This window comes from Pseudomonas sp. PDM13, from assembly GCF_025685765.1.
GTDB lineage: Bacteria > Pseudomonadota > Gammaproteobacteria > Pseudomonadales > Pseudomonadaceae > Metapseudomonas > Metapseudomonas solani.
Genome location: NZ_JAOTQU010000035.1, coordinates 27,505 through 38,987 on the forward strand (window position 1 = coordinate 27,505; position 11,483 = coordinate 38,987).

The 11,483-nt window shown below is 66.1% G+C and carries 8 protein-coding genes; all 8 read left to right on the top strand.

What is annotated here, in order from left to right; all coding sequences use genetic code 11:
- Positions 1–53: 53 nt before the first annotated feature.
- The 8 genes from OEJ36_RS27435 to urtA all read left to right on the top strand — a co-directional run bounded on the left by OEJ36_RS27435 (position 54) and on the right by urtA (position 11,425).
- Positions 54–1,472, top strand: a complete 1,419-nt coding sequence (locus OEJ36_RS27435) for a DUF3426 domain-containing protein (RefSeq protein WP_263404209.1) — start codon at positions 54–56, stop codon at positions 1,470–1,472.
- Between the two features lie 168 nt (positions 1,473–1,640).
- On the top strand, positions 1,641–2,636 hold the full coding sequence (gene dusB / locus OEJ36_RS27440; protein WP_263404210.1) for a tRNA dihydrouridine synthase DusB: 996 nt from the start codon (positions 1,641–1,643) through the stop codon (positions 2,634–2,636).
- Entirely contained in the window at positions 2,633–2,953 is a 321-nt protein-coding gene (fis, locus tag OEJ36_RS27445) for a DNA-binding transcriptional regulator Fis (RefSeq protein ID WP_031288889.1), read from the top strand. Before dusB ends, fis begins: the two co-directional genes overlap by 4 nt.
- An 88-nt stretch (positions 2,954–3,041) precedes the next feature.
- Entirely contained in the window at positions 3,042–4,649 is a 1,608-nt protein-coding gene (gene purH / locus OEJ36_RS27450) for a bifunctional phosphoribosylaminoimidazolecarboxamide formyltransferase/IMP cyclohydrolase (RefSeq protein ID WP_263404211.1), read from the top strand.
- Positions 4,650–4,759: 110 nt separating this feature from the next.
- Positions 4,760–6,049 (top strand): phosphoribosylamine--glycine ligase, encoded by a 1,290-nt coding sequence (gene purD / locus OEJ36_RS27455; RefSeq protein ID WP_263404212.1) that lies wholly within the window; start codon positions 4,760–4,762, stop codon positions 6,047–6,049.
- Positions 6,050–6,163: 114 nt separating this feature from the next.
- Positions 6,164–8,953 (top strand): hybrid sensor histidine kinase/response regulator, encoded by a 2,790-nt coding sequence (locus tag OEJ36_RS27460; RefSeq protein WP_263404213.1) that lies wholly within the window; start codon positions 6,164–6,166, stop codon positions 8,951–8,953.
- Between the two features lie 375 nt (positions 8,954–9,328).
- Positions 9,329–9,925, top strand: a complete 597-nt coding sequence (locus OEJ36_RS27465; protein ID WP_263404214.1) for a MarC family protein — start codon at positions 9,329–9,331, stop codon at positions 9,923–9,925.
- 234 nt (positions 9,926–10,159) lie between these two features.
- Positions 10,160–11,425 (top strand): urea ABC transporter substrate-binding protein, encoded by a 1,266-nt coding sequence (gene urtA / locus OEJ36_RS27470; protein WP_021222389.1) that lies wholly within the window; start codon positions 10,160–10,162, stop codon positions 11,423–11,425.
- The last annotated feature ends 58 nt before the right edge of the window (positions 11,426–11,483 follow it).

Below are 11,483 nucleotides of genomic sequence, written 5' to 3' on the forward strand. Positions count from 1 at the left end.
CCAGCGTGCCACCGAGTTGGTAGACTGGCGCCTTGTTTCACACGGACCGCCGCATGACCGAAAGCTTCGTCACCCAGTGCCCCCATTGCCAGACCAGCTTCCGCGTAAGCCGCGCGCAGCTGGGCGCTGCCCAAGGCGCCGTGCGCTGTGGGGCCTGCCTGCATGTGTTCAACGCAGCCAAGCAGTTGCTGGGAGCCATGTCGGCCGGCGAGCCGAAGCCCTCCACGCCCGCGCCCCAGGCGCCGCGCCCTGCCGCGCCGGTCGCACCGAAACCCGCGGCCCCGGTCGCGCCGCCGGCCCCGGCACAGCCGGCCAGCCAGGCCCCCAGTGTCGCCACCCTGCTCAAGTCGCCCCTGGCCTCGGCGCCCGTGCCCCCACCCGCGCCGGCGCAGCCCGCCGTGCCGCCGGGCAAGACGGCCGACAAGAACACCCTGTGGATCCACGACGACCTGGACCTCGACAGCCTCGACCTGGACGAGGAACTGGCCAAGCTGGAACAGGAAGAGCTCAAGCTCTCCCAGGAATTCCTCGCCCTGCAGGCCGCGCCCAAACCGGGCGAGCAGTTGTACGGCCAGCATGTGGAGCCCACCGACAAGCATGACGAGCGCTGGGCTGAGGCCCTGTTGCGCGAGGACGCGCCGCGCGCCACGCCGAGCGCACCGCGCCCGACACCGCCCGCCGTGGCCGAGCGCCCCGCCGCCATCGAGCCCCCTGCGCCACAGCGCAAGGAGCCGGCGCTGCCCCTCGACGACGACCTGGACGATGACCCGGCCCCGGCCTTCGGCCCCGCCGCCGAGCGGGATGACGAGCCGACGGACGAACCCGCGCGCGCTCGAATCGGCGCGTCGGACGAAGACGACGACGAGATCGACGAGCCCCCGGTCGCCCCGACACGCGCGCCACCGCGCAACGAGCCGGGCCTGCGGGGCGGCAACCTGCTGGATATCGACGACGAGCCGTTGCAGCTCGACTGGCAGCAGCCGAAGAAACCCTGGGGCCGCTGGATCGGCTGGGGCGCACTGAACCTGCTGGGCGCCATCGCCCTGGCCGGGCAATACGTCTGGTACCACTTCGACGAGCTGGCACGCACCGACCAGTACCGCCCCTGGTTCGAACAGCTGTGCCCGGAGCTCGGCTGCCAGCTGCCGTCCAAGGTCGAGATCGCCCTGATCAAGAGCAGCAACCTGGTGGTGCGCAGCCACCCGGACTTCACCGGCGCACTGGTGGTGGACGCCATCCTCTACAACCGCGCGTCCTTCTCCCAGCCCTTCCCGCTGCTGGAGCTGCGCTTCGCCGACATCAACGGCCAGCTTCTGGCCAGTCGTCGGTTCAAGCCGGGCGAATACCTCGCCGGCGAGCTTGCCGGGCAGTCGGAAATGCCGCCGCAGACGCCCATCCACATCTCCCTGGATATCCTCGACCCAGGCACCAAGGCTGTGAACTACAGTCTCAGCTTCCACTCCCCCGAGTAGCGCCAGCGGCGGCTTGTCGCCGCTGGAGGGCCTCGCCAGAACCTTCGGCGATAAGCTCATCACTGTTCAGAATTTGTTCAAAACAACCTTTATCCGGTCATCGAGAGCGGGTATCATGCCCACCCTTTTTCGAAGACCAAGATCCGGCCCCACAGGCAGGGAAGACCCATGTCGGCGGTACGCATCGGCCCATACGCACTACCCAATCAAGTGATACTCGCCCCCATGGCGGGAGTGACCGATCGTCCGTTTCGTCTGCTTTGCCGCCGCCTCGGCGCCGGCTTGGTAGTCTCCGAAATGGTCACCAGCGACGTGCGCCTGTGGAACAGCCGCAAGTCGAAATTGCGCCTGCTCCATGAGGGCGACCCCGAGCCGCGCTCGGTGCAGATCGCCGGGGGCGATCCGCAGATGCTGGCCGAGGCCGCCGTCGCCAATGTGGCACTGGGCGCGCAGATCATCGACATCAACATGGGTTGCCCGGCGAAGAAGGTCTGCAACAAGGCCGCCGGCTCCGCGCTGATGAAGGACGAGGCCCTGGTGGCCGCGATCCTCGAAGCGGTGGTCAAGGCCGTGGACGTGCCGGTGACCCTGAAGATCCGCACCGGCTGGGACCGGGACAACAAGAACGGCATCGCCGTGGCGAGGATCGCCGAACAGTCGGGGATACAGGCGCTGGCCGTGCATGGCCGCACCCGTGCCGACCTGTACACCGGTGAAGCCGAGTACGACACCATCGCTGCGATCAAGCAGTCGGTATCGATCCCGGTCTTCGCCAATGGCGACATCACCTCGCCACAGAAGGCCAGAGAGGTCCTCGACGCCACCGGCGCCGATGCCCTGCTGATCGGTCGAGCGGCCCAGGGGCGACCCTGGATATTCCGCGAGATCGCGCACTACCTGGAAACCGGCGAACTCCTGCCGGCCCCGGGCTTGAAGGAAATTGAACAGATCCTGCTGGAGCACCTGGCCGCATTGCACGCCTTCTACGGCGACCTGATGGGCGTACGCATCGCCCGCAAGCATGTCGGCTGGTATCTCGCAACCCTGCCGGGCGCCAGGGAGTTTCGCGCCCAGTTCAATCGTTTGGAGTCCACGGACGCGCAGTGCGCCAACGTTCGAGAGTTTTTCATCGAACGTCACAACGACGGAGAACAGGCCGCATGACGACGATGACCGAGAATTTTTTTGATGGGGCAACACCCGTGAGCGACAACGCCAACCTTAAACAGCACCTGACCACACCGACCGCGGAAGGCCAGACCTTGCGCGGCAGTGTCGAGAAGGCCTTGCACAATTACTTCGCCCATCTCGAGGGCGCCGCGGTCACGGACGTCTACAACCTGGTGCTCTCCGAAGTCGAGGCGCCGCTGCTGGAGTCCGTGATGAACTACGTCAAGGGCAACCAGACCAAGGCTTCCGAGATGCTCGGCCTGAACCGCGGCACCTTGCGCAAGAAGCTCAAGCAGTACGACCTCCTGTAAAGCACGTATTCGATAAAGAAAGGGCGGCCCCCGAGAACATCAAAGGCCGCCCTTTTTTACTGATTTCCCTGCTCCGATGGACATCGAAATGACCGACCAGACCACCCGCCTTCCCGTTCGCCGCGCACTGATCAGCGTCTCCGACAAGACCGGCATCCTCGAATTCGCCCGCGAACTCGTCGCCCTCAACGTCGAGATCCTCTCCACCGGCGGCACCTACAAGCTGCTGCGGGACAACGGCATCGCCGCGGTGGAAGTCGCCGACTACACCGGCTTCCCGGAAATGATGGACGGCCGGGTGAAAACCCTGCACCCGAAGATCCACGGCGGCATCCTCGGCCGTCGCGCGCTCGACGGCGCGGTCATGGAGCAGCACGGGATCAAGCCGATCGACCTGGTCGCGGTCAACCTGTACCCCTTCGAAGCCACCGTCGCCAAGCCTGATTGCGACCTGGCCGACGCCATCGAGAACATCGACATCGGCGGCCCGACCATGGTCCGCAGCGCCGCCAAGAACCACAAGGACGTCGCCATCGTGGTCAACGCCGGCGACTACGCCAGCGTCCTCGAAGGCCTCAAGGCCGGCGGCCTGACCTACGCCCAGCGCTTCGACCTGGCCCTCAAGGCCTTCGAGCACACCAGCGCCTACGACGGCATGATCGCCAACTACCTGGGCACCATCGACCAGGCCCGCGACAGCCTGTCCACCGAAGCGCGCAGCGCCTTCCCGCGCACCTTCAACAGCCAGTTCGTCAAGGCCCAGGAAATGCGCTACGGCGAGAACCCGCACCAGAGTGCGGCCTTCTACGTCGAAGCGAAGAAGGGCGAGGCGAGCATCTCCACCGCCGTGCAGCTGCAGGGCAAGGAACTCTCCTTCAACAACGTGGCCGACACCGACGCCGCGCTGGAATGCGTGAAGAGCTTCGTCAAGCCGGCCTGCGTCATCGTCAAGCACGCCAACCCCTGCGGCGTGGCCGTGGTACCGGACGCCGAAGGCGGCATCCGCAAGGCCTATGACCTGGCCTACGCCACCGACACCGAATCCGCCTTCGGCGGCATCATCGCCTTCAACCGCGAGCTGGATGCCGAAACCGCCAAGGCCATCGTCGAGCGCCAGTTCGTCGAAGTGATCATCGCGCCCAAGGTTTCCGCCGAAGCCCGCGCCGTGGTCGCCGCCAAAGCCAACGTGCGCCTGCTGGAATGCGGCGAGTGGCCGAAGGACCGCGCCCCGGGCTGGGACTTCAAGCGCGTCAACGGCGGCCTGCTGGTACAGAGCCGTGACATCGGCATGATCTCCGCCGACGACCTGAAGATCGTCACCCAGCGCGCGCCCACCGAGCAGGAAGTGCACGACCTGATCTTCGCCTGGAAAGTGGCCAAGTTCGTCAAATCCAACGCCATCGTCTACGCCAAGAACCGCCAGACCGTCGGCGTCGGCGCCGGCCAGATGAGCCGCGTCAACTCCGCCCGCATCGCCGCCATCAAGGCCGAGCACGCGGGCCTGGAAGTCAAGGGCGCGGTCATGGCCTCGGACGCCTTCTTCCCCTTCCGCGACGGCATCGACAACGCCGCCAAGGCCGGCATCACCGCGGTGATCCAGCCGGGTGGTTCCATGCGTGACAACGAAGTCATCGCCGCGGCCGACGAGGCCGGGATTGCGATGGTCTTCACCGGCATGCGTCATTTCCGTCATTAACAGCGAGCTGCAAGCCGTAAGCGTCAAGCTGCAAGAAAAAGCAGGGTCGTGCCCGCTCCTACTTGTAGCTTGAAGCCTGAAGCTTGCCGCTCTCTCCGCAGGAGAGCTCCATGAACGTATTGATCATCGGCAGCGGCGGTCGTGAACACGCCCTGGCCTGGAAAGTGGCCCAGGATTCCCGCGTCGCCAAGGTCTTCGTGGCCCCGGGCAACGCCGGCACCGCCACCGAAGCCAAGTGCGAGAACGTCGCCATCGACGTACTGGCCATCGAACAACTGGCCGACTTCGCCGCACAGAACGTGCAGCTGACCATCGTCGGCCCCGAGGCCCCCCTGGTGAAAGGCGTGGTGGACCTGTTCCGCTCCCGCGGCCTGGACATCTTCGGCCCCACCGCCGGCGCCGCCCAGCTGGAAGGCTCCAAGGCCTTCACCAAGGACTTCCTGGCGCGCCACAAGATCCCCACCGCCGACTACCAGAACTTCACCGAAGTCGAGCCGGCCCTGGCCTACCTGCGCGAGAAAGGTGCGCCGATCGTGGTCAAGGCCGACGGCCTGGCCGCCGGCAAGGGCGTGATCGTCGCCATGACCCTGGCCGAAGCCGAGGACGCCGTGCGTGACATGCTTTCCGGCAACGCCTTCGGCGACGCCGGTGCCCGCGTGGTGATCGAGGAGTTCCTCGACGGTGAGGAAGCCAGCTTCATCGTCATGGTCGACGGCAAGAACGTGCTGCCCATGGCCACCAGCCAGGACCACAAGCGCGTCGGCGATGCCGACAGCGGCCCCAACACCGGCGGCATGGGCGCCTACTCCCCGGCACCGGTGGTGACCCCGGACGTGCACCAGCGCGTGATGGACGAGGTGATCTACCCAACCGTCCGCGGCATGGCCGAGGAAGGCAACGTCTACACCGGCTTCCTCTATGCCGGCCTGATGATCGACAAGGCGGGCAAGCCCAAGGTCATCGAGTTCAACTGCCGCTTCGGCGACCCGGAAACCCAGCCCATCATGGTGCGCCTGGAAAGCTCCCTGGTCCTGCTGGTGGAGGCCGCCCTGGCCAAGGCCCTGGACAAGGTCGAAGCCACCTGGGACCCGCGTCCCACCGTGGGCGTGGTACTGGCCGCAGGCGGCTACCCGGGCGACTACGCCAAGGGTGACGTGATCTCCGGCCTGGCCGACGCCGCCGAACTGGACGGCAAGGTGTTCCACGCCGGCACCGCGCTGAAGGACGGCCAGGTGGTCACCGCCGGCGGCCGCGTGCTCTGCGCCACGGCCATCGGCCCGAGCGTCCACGAAGCCCAGCAGCAGGCCTACCGCCTGGCGAAGAAGATCAGCTGGAACGGCTGCTTCTATCGCAACGACATCGGCTACCGCGCCATCGCCCGCGAACGCGGCGAAGGTTGAGGGTAAAAAACCGGTAAACCTGCAGAAGAGGCGGCCATATGGCCGCCTTTGTCATATTCCACCGGCCGGTGCTTGGCTATAATCCGGCCACTCACTCACGAAGGGACTTCGCCCGTGCGCCGGCTCAGGATTGCCATCGGTCTTAGCGTCAGCCTGCTGCTGACCCTGCTCTGCCTGCCATCGGCGCAAGCCAGGGACAGCGCGCACTGGAGCATGCTGCTCGATCCCACCGCCAGCCTGCAGCTCGAAGACATCCGCGCCCAGCAGTCCGCCTCGCAATTCACCCCCGTCGACCTCGAACGCCTCTATACCCCCGGTGGCAACAGTGCCCTCTGGCTGCACTACCAGCTGCCCCCCGGCGATCACGAACAGCTGCTGCGGGTCTTCGCGCCCTACCTGTCGTTCCTCGACCTCTATGTGATCCGTGACGATGAGCTCATCGACCACACCCGCACCGGCAGCCGCCTGCCCTTCAGCGACCGCCCGCTGCCCAGCCGAGACTTCCTCCTGCCGCTGCCGATGCGCAGCGAGCCGCTGGATCTCTACCTGCGGCTCTCCTCCGAACATGCCCTGCGCCCCACCGTCTCCCTGCAATCGGCGGTGAGCATGGCCGCCGACGACAGCCGCCCGCTGCTCTTCGGCGTGCTCATCGGCAGCCTGCTGATGCTGGTGGTGCACAACCTCCTGCGCTTCGGCTACGCCCGCGCCACCAGCGGCCTGTGGCTGGCCGCCACCCAGCTGTGCCTGGTGGGCACCGCCCTCAGCCTGCTGGGCATCAGCGCGCCCTGGCTGCACAGCTGGCAGAGCGCGCAACCGCAGATCGCCAACCTGTCGATGCTGCTGGCCATGCTCTGCGCGCTGTTCTTCACCGCCAGCTTCTTCCGCAAGGTCTGCCCCAGCACCCCGCTCAATGGCGTGCTCGTCGGCGAGATCGTGCTCATCGGCGTCATCGGCATGCTGCTGATGATCGCCACCGACCTGATGTTCAACCAACTGGTTTACGCCATGGCGGCGCTCACCGGCGTGAGCATCCTCTTCGTCTCGCTGCACCACTGGCGGCGCGGCTACCGCCCGGCGCGCATGTTCACCCTGGCACTGCTGGTCTACAGCGTCGCCTTCATCAGCGCCCTGCCGGCGCTGTTCGGCTACTGGTCGGTGCAGTCCGACTGGCTGGCCTTCGGCCTGCTGGCGGTGACCGCCATCAGCGGCGTGCTGATGAGCATCGCCATGAGCGAACGCCAGCGACGCATCCTCCTCGACGACTTCAGCGTCAGCCGTGAAGCGGCGGCCAGCTCCGCCGAGCTCAAGGCCAAGGGCGAGTTCCTGGCCAAGATCAGCCACGAGATCCGCACCCCCATGAACGGCGTGCTGGGCATGACCGAGCTGCTGCTCGGCACCCCGCTGTCGGCCAAGCAGCGCGACTACGTGCAGACCATCCACAGCTCCGGCAACGAGCTGCTCACCCTGATCAACGAAATCCTCGACATCTCCAAGCTGGAATCCGGGCAGATCGAGCTGGACGACGTGCAGTTCGACCTCAACGCCCTGATCGACGATTGCCTGGACATCTTCCGCGCCAAGGCCGAGCAGCAGAAGGTCGAGCTCATCAGCTTCATGCAGCCCCAGGTGCCGCGCGTCATCAGCGGCGACCCGACGCGCCTGCGCCAGGCCCTGCTGAGCCTGCTGGACAACGCCTTCAAGCAGACCGACGAAGGCGAGATCCTGCTGGTGGTGGCCCTGGACACCAGCGGCAACGAACCGCGCCTGCGCATCGCCGTGCAGGACAGCGGCCGCCCCTTGGAAGCCGCCGAGCGCGACGCCCTGCTCAACGCCGAGCTGCACAGCAAGGACTTCCTCTCCGCCACCAAGCTCGGTGGCCGCCTGGGCCTGATCATCGCCCGCCAGCTGGTGCGCCTGATGGACGGCGAGTTCGGCGTGCAGACCGGCGGCAACCAGGGCAGCACCCTGTGGCTGACCCTGCCCCTGGAAAGCGAACGCCTGGAGCAACCCGCCTCCGACTTCGACGGCCCCTTGCAGGGCGCACGCCTGCTGGTGGTGGACGACAACGACACCTGCCGCAAGGTGCTGATGCAACAGTGCAGCGCCTGGGGCCTGCAGGTCAGCGCCGTGCCCTCCGGCAAGGAGGCCCTGGCCCTGCTGCGCACCAAGGCGCACCTGCGCGAGTACTTCGACGTGGTGCTGCTGGACCAGGACATGCCCGGCATGACCGGCATGCAGCTGGCCGCCAAGATCAAGGAAGACCCGAGCCTCAACCACGACATCCTGATCATCATGCTCACCGGCATCAGCAACGCGCCGAGCAAGATCATCGCCCGCAACGCCGGCATCAAGCGCATCCTCGCCAAGCCGGTGGCCGGCTACACCCTCAAGACCACCCTCGCCGACGAGCTCAACCAGCGCGCCGCCGGCGGCTCGGCGGCCCTGCCCGGCTCCCAGGTCAGCACCCCGCTCAATGTGCCCAACGACTTCCGCATCCTGGTGGCCGAGGACAACAGCATCTCCACCAAGGTCATCCGCGGCATGCTCAGCAAGCTCAACCTGCAGCCGGACACCGCCAGCAACGGCGAGGAAGCCCTCAGCGCGATGAAGAACCAGCAGTACGACCTGGTGCTGATGGACTGCGAAATGCCGGTGCTCGACGGCTTCTCCGCCACCGAGATGCTGCGCAACTGGGAAAGCGAGGAACAGCGCCCGCGCACCCCGGTGGTGGCCCTCACCGCGCACATCCTCACCGAGCACAAGGAACGCGCCCGCCGGGCCGGCATGGACGGCCACATGGCCAAGCCCGTCGAGCTCTCCCAGCTGCGCGAGCTGATCGAGCACTGGGTCGCGGAAAAGGAAATGCGCCGCCAGCACGAACCCGACGACGCCCTGCATTCCTGATCCCACGTAGCCCGGGCTTCAGCCCGGGATTCCCATCGCGAATGAATTCGCTCCTACAAGGGCGGCGGCCGCGCGCGGACATGACCGCTGTGTAGGGTGGATGACGCTCTTTTCATCCACCAAGCGGGGTCGGGCCTGGCATGCCAATGTGCCTGGCTCCGGGAGAGCGGTGGGCTGAAACCCACCCTACGCCCACCCCGCCCACCCGGCCCACCCGGCCCTCACCGAAATCCACCCACGACCGCCTGCGCCAGCTCTACGCCCAGTTGCGCCCGGCCGCGTATGATGACCCGCCGCCAGGGCGACCCGGATCAACGGGCGCAACCATCGGCTGCTCCTACACTCACAACACTCTCTCCATCACGAGCCCGTCCGATGCTCTCCATGATGTTCAGCCTGTACCTGAAGATGCTGGTGCTCTACAGCCCCTTCTTCGTCCTTTCCTGCTTCATCGGCCTGACCCGCGGCTACACGGTCAAGGAGCGCAAGCGCCTGGCCTGGAAGGTCGCCCTCGGCACCCTGGTGGCCAGCGTGCTGCTGTACCTGTTCGGCCAGAGCATCTTCAACGTCTTCGGCATCACCATCGACGCCTTCCGCATCGGCGCCGGCAGCGTGCTGTTCATCTCCGCCCTCGGCATGGCCCAGGGCAAGCCGGCGGTGCAGTCGGATAACGTGCAGCAGGACGTCACCATCGTGCCGCTGACCATCCCCCTCACCGTCGGCCCCGGCACCATCGGCGCCATGCTGGTGATGGGCGCCGGGCACCACCACTGGAACGACAAGCTCACCGCCCTGGCCGCCATCGCGCTCGCCAGTGTCACCGTGGGCGTGGTGCTCTACCTCTCCAACCGCATCGAACGCATCCTCGGCGAGCAGGGCCTGCAGATCGTCAGCCGCCTGATGGGCCTGTTCGTCTGCGCCCTCGCGGCCCAGATCATCTTCACCGGGGTGAAGAACTACCTGGCGCCCTGAAAGCGTGCAACCCCTGACCTGACCGACCGTTCAGCTTGTCGCCGCGCACCGCAATGGAGCGCGGCGATTTTCCAAAAATTCTGCGAAAAACCCCGCAAAGCCCTCTGAATCAAGCCTTTAGCGCCGTTGGCACGGATGCTGCCAATGCACTGACAGCAGTACAGATGACCGTACTGATGACCCCATTTCGGTCCCATCCCACTGTCATTGCATGGACAGCCAAGGAGGCTTTACATGAAACGCCGTCCCTTCCTGAAATCGACCCTCGCCGCCAGCGCCCTGGTACTGACCGGCCTGTTCCCCTTCACCCTGCAGGCCGCCGAGACCATCAAGGTCGGCATCCTGCATTCGCTGTCCGGCACCATGGCCATCTCCGAGACCTCGCTCAAGGACATGGCGCTCATGACCATCGACGAGATCAACGCCAAGGGCGGCATCAACGGCAAGAAGCTGGAACCCGTGGTGGTCGACCCCGCCTCCAACTGGCCGCTGTTCGCCGAGAAGGCCCGCCAACTGCTGACCAAGGACAAGGTGGACGTGGTCTTCGGTTGCTGGACCTCGGTGTCGCGCAAGTCCGTGCTGCCGGTGTTCGAGGAGCTCAACGGCCTGCTGTTCTACCCCGTGCAGTACGAGGGTGAAGAGCTCTCGCCCAACGTCTTCTACACCGGCGCAGCGCCGAACCAGCAGGCCATCCCGGCGGTGGAATACCTGATGAGCGAAGACGGCGGCGCCGCCAAGCGCTACTTCCTGCTGGGCACCGACTACGTCTACCCGCGCACCACCAACAAGATCCTGCGCAGCTTCCTGCACAGCAAAGGCGTAGCGGACAAGGACATCGAAGAGGTCTACACCCCCTTCGGCCACAGCGATTACCAGACCATCGTCGCCAACATCAAGAAGTTCTCCGCCGGCGGCAAGACCGCGGTGATCTCCACCGTCAACGGCGACTCCAACGTGCCCTTCTACAAGGAGCTGGCCAACCAGGGCATCGAGGCCACCGACATCCCGGTGGTGGCCTTCTCCGTGGGCGAGGAAGAACTGCGCGGCATCGACACCAAGCCGCTGGTGGGCCAGCTGGCCGCCTGGAACTACTTCGAGTCCGTGGATAACCCGGTGAACAGCAAGTTCGTCACCGACTGGAAGGCCTACGCCAAGGCCAAGAACCTGCCCAACTACAGCACCGCCGTGACCAACGACCCCATGGAAGCCACCTACGTCGGCATCCACATGTGGGCCCAGGCGGTCGAGAAGGCCGGCACCACCGACGTCGACAAGGTCCGTGAAGCCATGGGCGGCCAGACCTTCGCCGCGCCCTCCGGCTACACCCTGACCATGGACAAGACCAACCACCACCTGCACAAGCCGGTGATGATCGGCGAGGTCCAGGAAGACGGTCAGTTCTCCGTGGTCTGGCAGACCGAAGGCCCGCTGCGCGCCCAGCCGTGGAGCCCCTTCATCCCCGGCAACGACAAGAAGCCGGACTACGCGGTGAAAAACTAAGCCGGAAGCCTGAAGCCTGAAGCTGGAAGCCCCCCTTCCAGCTTCCAGCTTCTGGCTT

Coding starts and splice junctions, on each gene's coding strand:
- OEJ36_RS27435 (WP_263404209.1), top strand. CDS start 54: ATGACCGAAAGCTTCGTCACCCAGTGCCCCCATTGCCAGACCAGCTTC.
- dusB (WP_263404210.1), top strand. CDS start 1,641: ATGTCGGCGGTACGCATCGGCCCATACGCACTACCCAATCAAGTGATA.
- urtA (WP_021222389.1), top strand. CDS start 10,160: ATGAAACGCCGTCCCTTCCTGAAATCGACCCTCGCCGCCAGCGCCCTG.
- fis (WP_031288889.1), top strand. CDS start 2,633: ATGACGACGATGACCGAGAATTTTTTTGATGGGGCAACACCCGTGAGC.
- purH (WP_263404211.1), top strand. CDS start 3,042: ATGACCGACCAGACCACCCGCCTTCCCGTTCGCCGCGCACTGATCAGC.
- OEJ36_RS27465 (WP_263404214.1), top strand. CDS start 9,329: ATGCTCTCCATGATGTTCAGCCTGTACCTGAAGATGCTGGTGCTCTAC.
- purD (WP_263404212.1), top strand. CDS start 4,760: ATGAACGTATTGATCATCGGCAGCGGCGGTCGTGAACACGCCCTGGCC.